Source organism: Ponticaulis sp. (genome assembly GCF_029210165.1).
Taxonomy (GTDB): Bacteria; Pseudomonadota; Alphaproteobacteria; order Caulobacterales; family Hyphomonadaceae; genus Ponticaulis.
This window is the reverse complement of record NZ_JARGNT010000001.1, coordinates 2049927-2066408: the sequence shown is the minus strand read 5'-3', so window position 1 is coordinate 2066408 and position 16482 is coordinate 2049927. Positions and strand designations below refer to the sequence as shown.

The following is a 16482-nucleotide window of genomic DNA, read 5'->3' as shown; positions in this document are numbered from 1 at the left end:
CTCACGTCTTTATTTCGGCATGACGAAATCACACCTTCTTTGCGGAGTCGATGAAGCAGGCCGCGGCCCATGGGCCGGACCTGTTACTGCAGCGGCTGTGATCCTGCATCCGGATCGCCCGATTACAGGCCTCAACGATTCAAAGAAGCTCACCGAGAAAAAGCGCGTCGCCCTCGAAGCCGAGATACGTGAGAAGGCGCTGGCGTTCGGACTTGGCTGGGCCAGCCCACAGGAAATAGACGAGTTGAACATCCGCCAGGCGACCCATCTCGCCTGGCGCCGCGCCATTGAAGACACCGGCATCACGCCTGATTTCATCCAGATTGACGGTAATGACCTGCCGCAAGGCCTGCCTTGCCCTGCCGAAGCGATTATCAAAGGTGACGGTAAAATTGCCGAGATTTCTGCCGCGTCCATTCTGGCCAAGAACGCACGCGACAGGCTGATGGTTGAGCTGGACGAAACCTATCCTGGCTATGGCTTTGCAAAGCACAAAGGCTATGGCGTGAAAGCCCATTCAGAGGCCCTCGCAACGCTTGGCCCCTGCGCCGTTCATCGTATGAGTTTCAAACCGGTTTCACTGGCGGCGCGGCGTTTTGCTTAAAGCCACTTCAGTTTGCGGAAGACCCAGAGCTGCAGCAGCATAATAGCGACCAGCGCGATCACGGTGATCATAAACGCATTGGCGTTATCAACCCCCGGCATGCCGCCGACATTGATGCCCAATAGCCCTGTCAGAAAGCCCATCGGCAGGAAAATCGCGGCGACGATGGACAGAAGATACATGGTCTTGTTCGACTGGCTCGCCGCGCGGCTATCAATATCATCCTGAATAAGGATGGCGCTCTCTTTAGAAACGTCCAGGTCACCAAGATAACGATGCAGGCGCGCAATCACTTCGCGCACATCGCGGCGGTTCATATCGCTGAACCATTTCGGCGCATCACGGCCAATCGCGGACAAAGCCTCATGTTGCGGGGACATATGCCGCTTGAGGGACAGACAGTTCCGGCGAATGACCGCGATATCGTCCAGCGCGGTCTCGTGTTCTTTCGTGAAATCAATCTGCTCAAGATGATCGAGCTTATCATTCATGTCGAGAATGGCTCTGTTCATCCGCGCAACAAGCTGCTCGATAATCTCCGTCACAAGCCCGCCAGCGGTTTTCGGGCCATTGCCAGCATCGAGCTGTTTCATCACGTCGCGAGGCGATTGTAGCCGGCGTCTGCGCAGCGTGATCACACGATGCTCATCGGCCCAGAGCTGCATGGAAATCATATCCTCCGGCTTTGCACCGGGGTTAAAATTGATACCGCGCAGAACGGCGATCAGCGCGCCCTCTTCCTGAAACGCACGAGGATGGGTTTCATGAGACACCATAAGATCAGCGGTGGCTTCAGGCAGGCCAATCTGGCTCATCAGCCATTCACGAATACCTTCTGCGGACCGGTCCAGATGGATCCAGAGCACTTCACCGGGCTTTTCCGGTTTCCAGTCGCAGGCTTCCTGCCAATGGACTTCACGCGCGCCGCCATGGCCGTCCAGAACACGGCTATAAAGCAAGCCGTGACGGATATCGTCTTCTGTGCGGTGATCCTGATCAGTTTCTTCGGTCATAGTCTGAAGCTATGCGCGATCAGGGTAATAGCAAGCGGATTCTGCACCGGCAGAACCCGCTCACGATCAGAGTTCGGAGGGACGTTTAGTCGACGTCGCGTCCGTGTGTGCCAACCGGCGGAATTGGCAGAGGAGACAGTTCCGGAATTGGATCAGACGCAATTTGCTGTTCCAGATACCGCAGAGCTTCATCAAGCTGGTGGTCTTCGCCGCGATACGCCGCGAGCGGCGGTGTATCCACCTCAATGTCCGGTCCGATGCCGTAACCTTCGACGAGCCAGCGACCATCCAGACCATATTGGGCGTATTCCGCCACACGCGCCTGACCGCCATCCACGAGGCGGTTACGATCAGACAGCCAGATACCAGCACCTGCCGTACGCGTACCGATCAGAGGTGCAAGGTCGAGGGCCTTCACACCGGCAGAGAAGCTCTCACCATCGGAATAGGTGTTCTCGTCAATCAGAACGACGAGGTGACCACGGAAGGCTTGCTGCATATTGGTGTATGCTGGGCCGCCATGTGGGCTCTGCCAGAAGGCCCAGGCCTGACGCAGAAGCGTGCCGATGATCCAGCTATCGATATTGCCGCCGCGGTTGCCGCGAACATCAATGATCAGGCCGTCCTTATCGAAATGCTCGTAGAAATCACGCGCGAAGCTCGCAACGTCACCGCTACCCATCGCGCGCAGGTGAAGATAGCCGATCTCGCCATTGCTTGCTTCGGCAACACGATCTCGGTTCGTCTGAACCCAGTCACGATAGTAAAGGCCGCTTTGGCCGCGGCGGGACACCGGCTCTACGATATCCCGCATCTCAGAGCCATTACGCTCGTAAGTGACAAGCACCTGCTCACCAGCGCGGTGATCCAGTGCGCGGGAGAGATCAGCTTCAGTGCGGATCGCTGTGCCGTTAATCGCCGTGATGACATCGCCTTCGCGGAAGTCCATGCCCGGCTGCTGCAACGGACCAAGCGTATCGAGCAGGTCACGCTCCGGCTCGTAAAGATCAACAATTTCGAGGCCATCAGCATGGCGGGCAAAGCTCGCACCAAGGAAGGCTGGCGCACCGCTCTCTTCATCTTCCGGCACATCGCCCTGACGGATCTGGCTGTGCAGAATGCCAAGCTCAGCAGACATTTGAGAGATCAGGTCGTTGAGTTCCGTCCGGTGGCCGATGCGTTCTGCGTAAGGCAGGAATTGCTCGCCGACCGTTTCCCAGTCGAGGCCGCGAAGGTTCGGGTCGAACGCAAAATCGCGGTGGAGGCGCCAGGCATCATTAGCCATCTGCTCCCACTCATCATCCGGATTGATACGCAATTTCCAGTCAGAGAGATTGACCTGCGCGGGGCCCGTATCTGTCGGGAAGCCCTGACCTGCGTCCACGAGGAAGAAGCTTGGCTGATCGCCCCGCTTTGCCACCAGAATGGTCGACCGGTCGCCGGAGAGCGAATAGCCCATCACGCCGCTGGTATAGGTTTCCAGCTCAGGCTCGTCATATGTCAGCTCGATACGTTTGATCGCGCCAGAACGACCGGAACGTTCGATCAGATAGAGATGTTTTCCGGTGACGGAGAGATTGGAATAATTGCCTGCGCTGACCGGCACCTGCCAGAGGCGAGACGCTGCACCATCAAAATCGATGACGACGCCTTCGTCTTCAGCCTCTTCGTCTGCTTCGTCCTCATCAGAGTCTTCCTCTGCGTCCGCATCCTCCATCATCAGTTCGTCAGGACGCTGGAACGGGAAATCAGCCTCAGGATCAAGCTGAAGCGCATAGACAAGATCGCGATCGTTGAAGGCCGGGCCCATATTACGGTCACCCCATGGAGAGCCCGGATTTGGATCATAATTGCGGCTGGAGAGGAAATAGAGCCAGCTGCCATCCTCGGCGATTGCCGGAGAGTAGGACGGGAAGCGACCATCGGTCAGAACCGTGCGCGTACCTGTCTCGAAGTCGTAAACCGCGACTTGCGCGATATCGCGCGCGTCACTGATTTCATAGGCCATATAGCGGCCATCAGATGTGAAGTTGAAACCGGAGAACGCATTGTCATTGCTGCTTTCGGTCATATCGATTTCGGTCATCGTACCCGCTTCAGGGTCGAGCAGCATCAGGCGGCCCGCCTTGTCCGGGAAGACGACGTTCGCGCTGTCACGCACTGTCACGATATCCCATGCAAATGCGTCATGGTTTGCATAGCGGACTTCGCCCTCGCCAGAGCCATCCACAGGGAAGCGCCAGAATTCCTGACGCTCTTCATTGCCAACCCAGGCATAAATCCATTCGCCATCACCGCTGACGACGGCATCGCGGGCGCGCGTACCTTCCGGCAGTGTGTATTCAATGCGGCGACGATCATTCAGGTGCGCTGTCACGAAATGACCGCGCGCCGTGACCGTGACAGAATCGCCTTCAGGAGAGATTTGCGCCGAGCTCATATAGTTCAGCGGATCATCCAGCCAGCGCTCGCGCTGATAGTCGCCGTCGCCAATCAGAGCGAGGCTCACCAGAGCTGTCTCGCCAGAGGTCAGTTCATAGCTGTAGATGTCAGCGCCGCGGTGATAATAAATCACACCGTCATGCATGTAAGGCTGGCGCATCAGCCAGCGTTCAGAGCTGGTTTCCTGACGCACATCGTCGCCGGTTTCGCTCATGGACCAGATATTATCAGAGCCGGATTTGTCGGAAACGAAATAGACGCGGCCATTCCAGTACATCGGATGACGCATGCCTGCGCCATGGTCTGCGGCGAGACGAGTGGCCTCAACATCCGAGCCCATGTCATAACGCCAGAGCTGCGCCATCGCGCCGCCGCGATACTGAACGGCGTTGTCGTTGGACATAGAAAGGCCATAGCGGGTGAAGAAGATCGTGCTGCCGTCTTCGTTGAACGCGGCCTGATCGGCTTCCATCAGCGGAATATCCGTCGTGACAAACGTGTCGATATCAACCGTTTGCAGAATGCGTTGCACAGGGCCAGGAATGTTGCGGTTCGCGATAAGAACCTCACCGTCCGGCGTCCAGCCGCGCAGGGCGACACCGCCGCCGCCGAACGTCACCTGACGCGGCGCACCACCGGCAACCGGCATGATATAAATCTCGGATGGCCCGTCATAATTTGCCTGAAACGCAACCCATGCCCCGTCCGGAGACAGCATTGGCGAGGACTCCGCTTCCGGATGCGTTGTCATGCGGAAGGCGGTTCCACCAGCCGCATTCGTTTGCCAGAGGTCACCCTCGCTCGCAAAAATCAGAACGTTATCGTTTGCAGTCGGGGTTTGGTAATACCCCTGCGTCTGTGCGGTTGCTGGCAGTGCGAATGCAGCGCAACCAATGAGAGACGACATAAGAAATGAGCGCATAGCTACCCCCGGAAAATCAAATCAGCCGGGCAATCTGATATCGTTGACCAATAATAATCAAGGTTACAAATTGTTTATATCGCAGGGTTCTGCGCAATTTACTGCCCTTGCATAACGCCCGATCAGCGCTTGTTTTCAGGGCCTTTGCCTCTGAGCTCCTCAAGGCTCGGATTACGAAGCAGGGCTTCAATTTCGTGTGATCGAAGCTCTTTCCAGCAGCCTTCTTTCAGACCGCCCAGTTTCAGCGCACCAATCCGCACACGGACGAGATCAATGACACGCAGTTCAACAAGGTCACACATACGCCGGATCTGGCGGTTACGCCCTTCGCGCAGAACGAAACGGAGCGTCTGGTCGGCAATGCCTGTGACGCGCGCAGGCTTCAGCTTGCGCCCGTCCAGTTCCAGACCTTCGCGGAGCAAAGCCATTTTCTTGCCCGTGATCTTACCGCGAATGCGGACGATATACTCTTTCTCAAGATCGGCATCAGGGCCGATCACGCCTTTAGCCACGGTGCCGTCATCAGACAGAATAAGGAGGCCACGTGAATCCTGATCAAGCCGTCCGACAGGCGCGAGACTGTCATTGCCGCGCACCGGCGCGCCTTTGCCAACGCGGTTTTCATTGGTCAGCAGGCGAATGGCGGGGATCTGATCCTCTTCCGGCGTGGCGGACACGAAACCCACCGGCTTGTTCAGCATAATGGTACGCTTGGACGAGAGCGTTTCTGCGCCCTTTCGGTTCAGCGTCAGTGTCTGGCCGGGAAGGATTTTGCGCCCCGCGTCGTCAACCTTTTCGCCATCAATGAAGACGGTGCCAGATGTGATGAGACCTTCGGCTTCGCGGCGCGAACATACGCCGGACTGGGCCAGCCATTTATTGACGCGGACCGGCTCTTCGCCGTCGAAGGTTTTCTCAAAATCACTCATGAGTGTGCGATACGAGCTTGCCGGTCCAAGATCAAGCAATCTCGCTTCGCGTCAGCGTCGCCCGAACAGGCGTTCAATGTCGGCGAGCTTGAGTTCCACATAGGTCGGACGCCCGTGATTGCACTGACCGGAATACGGTGTCGCTTCCATTTGACGAAGAAGGGAGTTCATTTCTTCAGAAGTCAGTCTGCGCCCTGCCCGGACGGACCCGCGACAGGCCATATTGCCCATCACCTCTTCAAAACGCTCCTTCAGCGAGAGGCCGGCATCATACTCAACGAAGTCATCGGCCAGATCCTGTATCAGACCGTGGACATTCATATTGCCGAACAGTGCTGGCGTGGCCCGCACACAAATCGCGCCGCCGCCAAAGGGTTCGATCTCAAGGCCCATCGCCTCAAGCTCTGGCGCGCGCGACAGCACACGTTCTGCCTCATCTTCGGAGAGCTCGACAACCTCGGGGATAAGCAACGCCTGACGCTTCACGCCGCTCTCGGCCATATCGGCCTTCATGCGCTCATAAACGAGGCGCTCATGAGCTGCGTGCTGATCGACGATAACGATACCGTCTTTGGTCTGCGCGATCACATAGGTTTCGTGCAGCTGGGCTTTGGCAAGGCCAAGTGGCAGTGCTTCAACCTCTGGCGCAGACCTGTCCTGCTCGACACGGACGGACATCGGATCGTCCATGGTCCGCGCAGGTTCACGAAAGCCTTCGGGCATAGGGACAGGTGCATCAGAGCGGAAATTGACCGACGGGTCCGGCTGAACCGGTTGCGGCTCGAAATCGCCGCCCCAAGGGCGTTGCGGCATGACCGGACGCTGAGCCGGTTCGGCATGCAAGCTGGAGGCACGCCACAGGCTCGCCGTCGGGCGTTCCTGCTCGACATTCACTTTGCCGAGCGCCTGACCTGCTACTGTTGTGGACGCACGGTGACCAGCATCTGCCAGCGCGTGACGGAGCGCTCCGATCAACAGGCCGCGCACCAGACCGGCATCACGAAAGCGCACTTCGGTCTTCGCCGGGTGCACGTTCACATCCACGGCTTCGGGATCAAGATCAACGAACAGAGCCGCCATCGGGTGACGGTCACGGGCAAGGAAGTCCTGATACGCCGCGCGGATAACGCCGGTGAGCAGTTTATCCTTCACCGGACGACCGTTCACGAAGAGATATTGATGCTGGTTATTACCGCGATTGAGGGTCGGCAGGCCTGCAAAACCGGAAATGCGGACGCCTTCTTTCTCAGCGTCGATCTGCATCGCGTTTTCACGAAACTCACGGCCCATAATGGCCCCGAGACGGGCCAGACGGGATTCTTCCGGAGTTCCGCCCTCCGCCTTCAGCCGAAAGACAGAGCGTCCGTTCTGCGTGAGCTCGAAGCCGACATCCGCGCGCGACATGGCAAGCCGGCGACAGGTGTCAGAGACGGCCATCGCTTCGGCGCGCGAGGACTTCATGAACTTCAGGCGCGCAGGCGTGGCGTAGAAAAGGTCTTCAACCGTTATGCTCGTACCGTGCGGGAGAAGCCCTTTCCAGGCGGCAGGTTTCGGATCGCTCTTGCGGCCTGCTTCGACTTTCAGTTCGAACGCATCGTCCGAGCTTTCAGAGCGCGAGAGCAGCGTCATACGGGCAACCGAGCCAATGGACGGCAAAGCCTCGCCGCGAAAGCCAAGCGTCGAGATATTGAGAAGGTCGACCCGGCCATTTTCGTCGGAGAGCAATTTGGATGTGGCATGGCGCTCCACAGCGAGCGTTAGCTCGTCTGCGTCCATACCGCAGCCGTCATCGCTCACGCGGAAGAAAGTACATCCACCTTCCTCGGCTTCAATGGAAATATGGCGTGCGCCCGCATCGAGTGCGTTCTCAACGAGTTCCTTGATGGCCGCAGCGGGGCGTTCCACCACTTCACCAGCCGCGATCCGGTTTACCGCATCAGGTGGCAGCAGGCGGATTCCGCCAGCGCGGTTCAGGCGGGATTGTTCTGGCGTATGGAGGGACGAATCATCAGGCATAGCGGCTAGTTTAAAAGAAATACGGCCCGCCCGATATGGGCAGGCCGTAGACTGTTAACAGCTGTTTCAGCCGAAATCAGGGCTATTCAGCAGCTTCTTCTTCAGCAGACGGTGCCAGTGAGTCCTGGAAGTACTCACCAATCATATCGAGTTCTTCCGGCTGACCGACAACGACAAACGTGAAGTTTTCAGGCATCAGATATTCTGCTGCCACGCTGCGGACTTCTTCAATTGTCACAGCGTTCACGAGCTCATTGCGGCGCTCAAAATAGTCGATGCCCAGCTCGTCCTGACGCACGCCCATCATCTGGCCGGCAATCTTCGCATTGGAGTCAAAGCCGAGCGGATATGCACCCGTCAGATAGGACTTCGCATCTTCGAGTTCAGCTTCTGTCGGACCTTCCGTCGCGAGGCGGTAAAGTTCAGCCTGTGTACGACCGATCAGTTCGCCAGCACGTTCGTTCATCGTCTGGGACGACCCGCTCCAGCGAGACAGGTGATCCTGAGACGACAGAGAGGTGTAGATGCCGTAAGTCAGACCGCGCTTCTCACGGATTTCATCCATGAGACGGGCAGAGAAACCGCCGCCGCCAAGGATGTAGTTCGCAACATAAGCCGCGAAGAAGTCCGGATCATCGCGGTCAACGCCTGGCGCTGTGAAGGCGACCAGAGACTGCGGCTGAGGCAGATCACGTACGACCGGCTCTGCAGGCGCATCCAGAAGAACAACATCCTCAACAACTGCAGTCGTACCGCTCTCCGGCAGACCTGCGAACGTTGATTCCATAGCGGCCAGAAGACGCTCTTCTGAAATGTCGCCAACAGCCGTGATCAGAAGCGTGTCCTGAACCATGATGTTGTCACGCTGCGTGCGCAGATCGTCGACGGTTACAGCCTGAACTGTGTCCGGTGTCGCATAGCGCGCATACGGGTGACCTTCAGGATAGATGGTCTCGTAGAGCGCGCGACGCGCGAGTGTGCCCGGATTGGTTTCAGCGCGCTGAAGGGCGATCAGAGTTTCTTCGATGGAACGCTCAAACGGCGCCGCATCAAAGCGTGTCTCTGTCAGGCCCATGCGGACCATATCCATCGCTTCTTCGAAGTTTTCAGACAGGGTAGACATGGAACAAGACGTCCAGTCATCGCCAGACGTACACCCGAAGGACATGTTCAGCTCTTCCATACGCGTTGCATACGCATTGGAGTCGAGTTCACCCGCACCTTCGTTCATCATATAGGTCATGAGGCCGGTTGCACCCGTCAGCCCCTCAGGGTCAGACGTTTCACCGCCGCTCCATGCCATGTTGATGGACACGATCGGAATAGCCGGTTCGCTGACCAGCCATGCAGAATACCCACCGGAGGCTTCAACAACCTGAATGTTGGAAAGACCCGTTTTGGCTTCTTCTTCAACTGTCTCAACAACCGGAGGCGGTGTCGCGACAGAAACCGGAGCCGGCTCGTTTACAGGCGTGCTTGTTGCACAGGCTGACAGAAGCGCTGCACCCGCAACGCCAAGAGAAAGCAGTTTCAAATTCATGTTAGCTTTCCTCCGGAACCAGCAACTGGGTTTGAATAGACGGTTGGTCAGCGATGTAACGCGCAAGCGCTTCGCGAACCATTTCTGGTGTCACAGACTCGATTTCCTGCGGCCATGTCGCGATGCGATCAAGGTCATCACCACGCGCTGCAGCGCTACCGTAAAGCTGAGCCATGCTGGCCTGGTTGTCGCGCTGGAAGATGGAGCTAGCGATCATGCTGGATTGAGCACGCGCCAGTTCTTCTTCAGTTGGGCCGTTCTCAATGAAATCAGCCAGAACTGCGTGTGCCGCTTCGGAAACCGTTTCAAGGTCAACGCCCATTGCAGGCGACGCACCCATGCCAAACAGGCCGGTTGCACGCAGATCAGTCCAGCTGAATGCATATGCGCTGACAGCAACGCCCTGCTCTTCTACCAGCTCCTGATAGAGACGGCTTGTGCGGCCACCGCCAAGGATTTGCGCAGCAAGATCAAGCGCGTGCGGCTCAAGCGTTTCTGTGTTCACGCTGTAAGACGTGGACTGCCAGTACTGGTCCCACTCTTCCTGACGTACTTTCGGGTCAGAGTGTGTGAGCGTCATGGACTCAGCGAGTGGCTGGACTTCCGGCCAGACGCGCTCTTCCAGATCGGCTGTCGGCTCGATTGAACCATAAATGTCTTCGGCAAGCGGACGCAGCTCTGCAGCTGTGATGTCACCTGCGACGACGAGAATGGCGTTCTGCGGACCATACCAATAGCCGTAGAAGTCGTTCGCGTCCTGAAGGGTCAGCTGTGTGACTTCGTCCATATAGCCGATGATCGGAATTTCGTATGGGTGGCCTTCAAACAGCTCATCCATCATCATTTCGAACAGGATCGCGCCCGGATTGTTCTCAATGCGCTGGCGGCGCTCTTCAACAACAACGTCGCGTTCTGGCAGAACCTGATCCTCAGAGAGGATGAGGTCGGTCATGCGCTCGGCTTCCATTTCCATCATCGTCTCGAGACGATCGACGGCTACGCGCTGATAGTATGCTGTGTAGTCCCAGCTTGTGAACGCGTTGTCCTGACCGCCATTGCGCGCGACGATTTTGGAAAATTCGCCAGCCGGAATGTCGTCAGTCGCTTTGAACATGAGGTGCTCGAACAGGTGAGCAATACCGGATTTGCCAGGCAGCTCATCCGCTGCGCCAACGCGGTACCACACCATATGCGTCACAACAGGCGCACGGTGATCAGGAAGCACGATGACTTCCATGCCATTTTCGAGGGTGAAGGTTTCTGGTGCCCAGGCTTCAGTTTCGCTTGAAGCGACAGCCTGCGGCGCAAGTAGCGCCATCGGGGCAGCGCAGGACAAGGCCCCTGCGAGGGCCAGTGAACGGATCAATCGCATCGGGTAAGGGGCCTCCCTGTCTGATGATGTCTAATGGGCCTAAGTGCCCGGCAGTTTGAAACCTGCCTCTCCGTATTCAATTACAACAGTGCCACCGCCGGTCGCGCTGTTTACAGAATCAATCTGGCGCAGGCGCGCCGCTTCTGCGTCGGCGTCCAGCGGATTGCCGTCTGCATCTGTAGAAGTGTTGTTCAGTGGAACAAAGTCAAAGATCTGGCCGACGATTGTGTTCGGCTTACGCATGATTTGTGCGCTTTCGAAATCAACCTGAGTGCGGACAGTCGGGTCAGCAGCGGCTGCGCCAGCTGCAGTCACAAGTGCGCGCTCACCTTCTGATGCGCCCTGGCCAAGATCCTGTCCGAACAGAATTGTGCGGCCCGGATTGCCCTGATTCTGCAGCTCAGCTGGTAAAACAGCACCAACAGCCGGTGGACGCAGCGCATATTCCGGTGGAACGACCAGAGGCGGCTTCGTGACAACGTTGAACTCGTCAGGAGTTGTGCGGGCAAATCCCGAAGACTGACCAAGCGAGCTACAGCCTGCCAGACCAACTGCGGCTATCGCGACACCACACACTGCGAACGCCTTTGATTTCATCGAACTTGCCTCTTTCATTCCGGTTTACGTCTTCCTAGCGCGGATTTTTGCGATCATCTAGCGTCTACATCATGACGCTTCAGTAAGAATTGATCGATGAGCAACAGAATCGCGCCGACGGTAATCCCTGCATCTGCAATATTGAACACATAGGGAAAGCCCAGCCCGAGCCTGCCGTCAAGCAGGTGCTCTGGCGTAAATATGCTTTCCAATCCAGCCATAAACCCAGGAAGGGTAAATTCGATCCCGAACCATGGCCCTGAAAAGTCGAAGAAATCGACCACAGCGCCGAAACGGATGCGGTCGATCACATTGCCCAGCGCGCCGCCTATCACCATCGCAAGCGACAGTGCGGTTACGCGGTGCTTCGCCTGAAGCAGCCAGCCGAGGAACAGGGCAGACACGCCGAACTGCAGCGCTACGAGCGCCCAGCGCGCCCAGCCTTCAGACTGGGCCATGCCAAAGCTGAAACCGCGGTTCCAGACCATTGAGAAATCCATCACAGAGGAAATCTCGATCTTGCCACAAGGTTGGGTGCGATCGAGGCACGCCAGCGCATTGAATACATCCTCGCGCAGCACAAGGTGCTTGGTCAGCTGGTCGAGAAAAAAGATCACGCCAGCAACCGCAATCGCCCAGACTACGCGGGATACATTCATTTTAGCCATTCGACTGGTCCCATTCCATCACCGCCGCGGCATCACGCGGTGTGATATCCGGGAAGTCATCCAGCGCTTCGGCAGGATCGAAATACTTCCAGCTGCGAGCACATTTGCGACCTTCGGCCATTCCCGGCACAACCGCAACTCCCGGCACATCTTCCATGCGGAAGGCGACGCCAGGCGCTGGTGCGTCGGTCAGAATTGCCTTGGATGTGATGAAGAGATCAGCCGCATCTTCGCCATTGAACGCGCCAAGCAGGTCGGCGTCTTCAATGTGAACCACCGGAGCCGCCTCAAGCGACGAACCGATACGCTTTTCGCGGCGCTCAACTTCCAGCGCGCCCGTCACAACACGGCGGACCTTGAAGATTTTCGCCCACTTCTCAGCGAGTTCATCATTCTTCCAGTCTGAAGGCACATCTTCGAAGGTCAGAAGGTGCACACTGTCGGACAGGCCAGACAGATGGCTTGTCTGGAACGCTTCTTCAGTTGTGAACGGCATAACCGGCGCCAGCCAGAGGCAAAGGCGCTTGAGCAGCTCGTTCATCACCATGCGATTCGCGCGGCGACGCGTAGAGCTGATCGGATCACAGTAGAGCGCATCCTTACGGATATCAAAGTAAACCGCAGACAGGTCCACACCGCAGAAATTGATCAGCGCAGACATGATCCGCTTATAGTCAAATTTCCCGTAGGAAGACTTCACCAGAACATCGAGCTCTGAGATGCGGTGAAGCACCCAGCGCTCCAGACCCGGCATGTCTTCCAGCGGTACGTTCTCGTCTTCTGAATAGCCGTCGAGCGCACCAAGCAGATAACGGAACGTATTCCGCAGACGGCGATAGCTTTCCACGTTCGCCTTCAGGATCTCGTCAGAAATACGAAGGTCTTCTGTGAAGTCAGACGTCGCCGTCCAGAGACGCAGGATTTCGATACCGTTCTTCTGGGCAACGTCGAGCGGGTTCACCGTATTGCCGATAGACTTCGACATTTTGCGACCTTCGCCGTCCACGATGAAGCCGTGCGTGACGACCGTTTTGTATGGCGCGATGCCACGTGTGGCGCAGCTTTCCAGAAGCGAAGACTGGAACCAGCCACGGTGCTGGTCAGAGCCTTCCAGATACACGTCAGCCTGACCGGTCGCGTCATCAATGATGCCGCGCTCGCGCAGGGTGAAGGCATGTGTGGTTCCGGAATCGAACCAGACGTCCAGAACGTCTGTCACCTTCTCCCACTCATGGACATTCACGCCCGGGCCGAGCAGATCGACTTTCTCAGCGGTGAACCATGCGTCGACGCCACCATTGCGAATGGTTTCGAGGATACGGCCGTTGATTTCAGAGGCTTGCGGCAGAACCGTATGCGGCTCGCCATCGGCATTCACGAAGAGTGTAAGCGGCACACCCCAGTTACGCTGACGGGAAATCAGCCAGTCCGGGCGACCTTCCACCATGGAACGGATGCGGTTGCGGCCAGCAGCAGGTACAAAGTCTGTCTGGTCGATACCGGCCAGAGCTTTATCGCGCAGGGTTTTGCCATCACGGTCGGCTTTATCCATCGCGATGAACCATTGCGGTGTCGCACGGCGGATAACCGGTGCTTTGGAGCGCCATGAGTGCGCATCACGCAGCGTGGTCATGCCACGGCCAAGCAGCGCGCCGACTTCTGTAAGGGCTTTCAGCACTTCAGGGCCAGCTTTGCCGTCCTGTCCGCGCTTCTTGCCAGATGTGCGGATGATATCGAGGCCTGCGAAGCGCGGCACGTCCGGGCGGTAAGCACCTTCCGGATCAACGATATCGCGGATTTCCTTGGCCGTACGACCAGATCCCAGGAAGACAATATAGTCATCATCACCGTGCGCAGGCGCGGTATGAACGAAGCCTGTACCCGCATCATCAGTTACGTGGTCACCCGCAAGCAAAGGAATAGAATGATCCCAGAAGCCTTCACCAAATTCGGCACCATTAAACGGGTGTTTTACTGATATTAGCGCTGGGTCCACATCTTCAACGCGATTGAATTCAGACACTTTAGCCGCGCCGAACACGTCTGCAGCAAGATTGTCAGCCATAATCAATTTGTCGCCGACTTCAGCAAACGGCTTGAAGCCCAGCTCTTCCTCGGACATCACAGCTTTTACCTCATAGAGACCATAGCTGATCTTCGGGTTGAAACTGACCGCCTGGTTGGCAGGGATCGTCCAAGGAGTAGTTGTCCAAATGACAACGCTAGCATTCAAGGTTGTCTCGGGACCTGTCACCACAGGGAATTTCACCCAGATCGTTGTCGCCTTGCGGTCGTGATACTCGACCTCGGCTTCGGCGAGCGCGGTTTGCTCCACCGGAGACCACATGATCGGTTTCGCGCCGCGATACAGAAGACCGGACATTGCGATGGTCAGGAATTCAGAAACGATCTTCGCTTCGGATTCAAAACGCATGGTCAGGTATGGACCGGTGTTCGGATCACCGTCTTTTTCATACCACTCAGCGTTCACGCCGAGACGACGGAACTGCTCGCGCTGGACGTCGATCCAGTGCGCAGCATATTCACGGCATGCCGCGCGAAATTCTGAACCGGTCACCTGCTCTTTGGTTTTGCCTTTGGCGCGGAACTGTTCTTCCACCTTCCACTCGATCGGCAGACCGTGGCAGTCCCAGCCCGGAATGAAGCCCGCGTCATAGCCGGACATCTGGTGAGAGCGGCAGACAATATCCTTCAGGATCTTGTTCATTGCAGTGCCAAGGTGGATGTCGCCGTTCGCGTATGGAGGGCCGTCATGATAGACGAATTTCGGACGGTCTTTGCTCTCTTCGCGCAGGCGCTCATAAAGCTTCAGCTCATCCCATTTCTCGATCCATTGAGGCTCGGCCTTTGGAAGGCCCGCACGCATCGGAAATTCGGTTTTCGGAAGGAAAAGCGTCTCGCGGTAATCGCGTCCGCCTTCGGAGGTGTTGTCTGTATCAGCCATAGTTCGGTTGTCTTCAATCAGCAGCAGGTTGTTCTTTGAAAATTGGGAGCAAAATCAAATACCCCGACCGCGAGCTGTGGTTCAGCTGACGGCCGGGCCGCTAATTCGAATGACATATATCAGAGCGGCGCATTGCATGGGCGATGCGTTAGCAGGGTTAGTCGGGGTTGTCACCTAAGAACCCTGACAGATTGAACTGTTCGTCTGTCGCAGAAGTGCGCCTTTAGCGTGATGGCCAGTTGAAGGTAACAGGGTCCGCGCCTTCAACCTGCGTTTCGCCCCAATCCTTAGACAGTTCCAATAATTGACCACCTTCTCCGGCAAGGATTTCGACGAGGTGGGCATTATGACTCACCACAATCATCTGGCAGTCCTCAGACGCTCTCAGGATCAATCTGCCAAGTGCTGGTATCAGCTCTGAATGCAAGCTGGTTTCCGGCTCGTTCAGCACCATGAGCTGAGGCGGGCGCGGCGTGAGCAAGGCAGCTGCCAGCAGAAGAAATCGTAGCGTGCCATCAGACAACTCTGCTGTTCGGAGTGAGCGCAGCATTCCGGGCTGTTTCAGAACAATGTCAAACAGACCGCCCTGCTGGAGAATTTCTACGCGGCTGCCCGGAAAGGCATCTTCAATCGCGTGCTCAAACGCATCACCATCACCAATTTCCCGGATCGTCGCGATGGCAGCGGCAAGGTCTGATCCGTCTTCTGCCAGGGCGAAGGTACGCGTTCCGACATGGGGCGTCCGACATGGCGCATATTTGTCGGTGCGCAGCTGATCATAGAAACGCCAGCCGCGCATACGCTCGCGAAGCTCAATAAGTTCCGGCGTAGTTGAAGCGTCAGCGGCGTAGGTCAGCATACTGTCGTATGACGCAAGATCGGTCTTGATGGAGACCCGCTCCCCACTGCTGCCGAGCGCTGTCACCAGAGGGCCATTTCGTTGTGCCAGCACGTTAGCGCGGCGCAGAACCGGCCCCGCCCAGACAACTTCAGTCTTTATGTCAGGATCGCTGAGGAAGACGGTTCCTCCGCCTATCGGCACGCCAAGATCGATGGCATAGCCGAAATCTTCGCTGGCGAACCCGAGTTTGAGCGAAATGGTTTGCTTGCGAACCGTTCCTTCCAGCTCATGCTCACCGCGTTTCACGGACTGAGCAATTGATTCAGGACCAGCCCATATCGTGGAGTTTAGGCCGCCCTCATTGGCGAGCGCGCTAATCACCCGCCCCTGCCCGACTGACGCCAGAAGCTGGAGCGAACGATACAGGCTGGACTTACCACTGCCATTTGGACCGGTAATGACATTCAGGCGCTCCAGCGGGAGCCGGATATTGCGCAGCGAGCGATAGTCTTTAACGGCAAATGAGATCAGCATATGAGGCAATCTAAAGAAGAATCATGACACTATTTCTTC

General features: G+C 57.0%; 11 protein-coding genes. 1 reads left to right on the top strand and 10 read right to left on the bottom strand.

From position 1 onward, the window contains the following. Nucleotides 1-19: 19 nt before the first annotated feature. Nucleotides 20-604: a ribonuclease HII gene (rnhB, locus tag P1U45_RS10055; protein WP_293608420.1), complete on the top strand. Its 585-nt coding sequence runs from the start codon at nucleotides 20-22 to the stop codon at nucleotides 602-604. On the opposite strand, the gene P1U45_RS10050 is transcribed toward rnhB, so the two are convergent. The 10 genes from P1U45_RS10050 to P1U45_RS10005 all read right to left on the bottom strand — a co-directional run bounded on the left by P1U45_RS10050 (nucleotide 601) and on the right by P1U45_RS10005 (nucleotide 16443). Beyond that, nucleotides 601-1617 carry a zinc transporter ZntB gene (locus P1U45_RS10050; RefSeq protein ID WP_301058935.1) on the bottom strand — a complete coding sequence of 339 codons (1017 nt, stop codon included), beginning with the start codon at nucleotides 1615-1617 and terminating at the stop codon, nucleotides 601-603. The genes rnhB and P1U45_RS10050 overlap by 4 nt on opposite strands. 85 nt (nucleotides 1618-1702) lie before the next feature. Next, on the bottom strand, nucleotides 1703-4981 hold the full coding sequence (locus tag P1U45_RS10045; protein ID WP_301058934.1) for a S41 family peptidase: 3279 nt from the start codon (nucleotides 4979-4981) through the stop codon (nucleotides 1703-1705). A 122-nt stretch (nucleotides 4982-5103) separates the two neighbouring features. Continuing rightward, on the bottom strand, nucleotides 5104-5910 hold the full coding sequence (locus tag P1U45_RS10040) for a pseudouridine synthase (protein ID WP_366144993.1): 807 nt from the start codon (nucleotides 5908-5910) through the stop codon (nucleotides 5104-5106). Nucleotides 5911-5961: 51 nt separating this feature from the next. Then, a complete protein-coding gene (gene mutL, locus P1U45_RS10035; protein ID WP_301058931.1) occupies nucleotides 5962-7926 on the bottom strand; it encodes a DNA mismatch repair endonuclease MutL in 1965 nt (654 codons plus the stop codon). Between the two features lie 82 nt (nucleotides 7927-8008). Continuing rightward, a complete protein-coding gene (locus P1U45_RS10030; protein WP_301058930.1) occupies nucleotides 8009-9466 on the bottom strand; it encodes a pitrilysin family protein in 1458 nt (485 codons plus the stop codon). Between the two features lies 1 nt (nucleotide 9467). Then, nucleotides 9468-10838 carry a pitrilysin family protein gene (locus tag P1U45_RS10025; protein WP_022694853.1) on the bottom strand — a complete coding sequence of 457 codons (1371 nt, stop codon included), beginning with the start codon at nucleotides 10836-10838 and terminating at the stop codon, nucleotides 9468-9470. Nucleotides 10839-10877: 39 nt separating this feature from the next. Then, the gene (locus tag P1U45_RS10020) at nucleotides 10878-11435 is read right to left on the bottom strand and encodes a DUF3035 domain-containing protein (protein ID WP_301058929.1); all 558 of its coding nucleotides are present in this window, start codon (nucleotides 11433-11435) and stop codon (nucleotides 10878-10880) included. A gap of 53 nt (nucleotides 11436-11488) precedes the next feature. Further along, nucleotides 11489-12103 (bottom strand): signal peptidase II, encoded by a 615-nt coding sequence (lspA, locus tag P1U45_RS10015; RefSeq protein ID WP_022694851.1) that lies wholly within the window; start codon nucleotides 12101-12103, stop codon nucleotides 11489-11491. After that, a complete protein-coding gene (gene ileS / locus P1U45_RS10010; RefSeq protein WP_301058928.1) occupies nucleotides 12096-15068 on the bottom strand; it encodes an isoleucine--tRNA ligase in 2973 nt (990 codons plus the stop codon). Before ileS ends, lspA begins: the two co-directional genes overlap by 8 nt. A gap of 223 nt (nucleotides 15069-15291) precedes the next feature. Further along, a complete protein-coding gene (locus P1U45_RS10005) occupies nucleotides 15292-16443 on the bottom strand; it encodes an AAA family ATPase (protein WP_301058927.1) in 1152 nt (383 codons plus the stop codon). Between the last annotated feature and the right edge of the window lie 39 nt (nucleotides 16444-16482).

Coding starts and splice junctions, on each gene's coding strand:
- rnhB (WP_293608420.1), top strand. CDS start 20: ATGACGAAATCACACCTTCTTTGCGGAGTCGATGAAGCAGGCCGCGGC.
- P1U45_RS10050 (WP_301058935.1), bottom strand. CDS start 1,617: ATGACCGAAGAAACTGATCAGGATCACCGCACAGAAGACGATATCCGT.
- P1U45_RS10045 (WP_301058934.1), bottom strand. CDS start 4,981: ATGCGCTCATTTCTTATGTCGTCTCTCATTGGTTGCGCTGCATTCGCA.
- P1U45_RS10040 (WP_366144993.1), bottom strand. CDS start 5,910: ATGAGTGATTTTGAGAAAACCTTCGACGGCGAAGAGCCGGTCCGCGTC.
- mutL (WP_301058931.1), bottom strand. CDS start 7,926: ATGCCTGATGATTCGTCCCTCCATACGCCAGAACAATCCCGCCTGAAC.
- P1U45_RS10030 (WP_301058930.1), bottom strand. CDS start 9,466: ATGAATTTGAAACTGCTTTCTCTTGGCGTTGCGGGTGCAGCGCTTCTG.
- P1U45_RS10025 (WP_022694853.1), bottom strand. CDS start 10,838: ATGCGATTGATCCGTTCACTGGCCCTCGCAGGGGCCTTGTCCTGCGCT.
- P1U45_RS10020 (WP_301058929.1), bottom strand. CDS start 11,435: ATGAAATCAAAGGCGTTCGCAGTGTGTGGTGTCGCGATAGCCGCAGTT.
- lspA (WP_022694851.1), bottom strand. CDS start 12,103: ATGGCTAAAATGAATGTATCCCGCGTAGTCTGGGCGATTGCGGTTGCT.
- ileS (WP_301058928.1), bottom strand. CDS start 15,068: ATGGCTGATACAGACAACACCTCCGAAGGCGGACGCGATTACCGCGAG.
- P1U45_RS10005 (WP_301058927.1), bottom strand. CDS start 16,443: ATGCTGATCTCATTTGCCGTTAAAGACTATCGCTCGCTGCGCAATATC.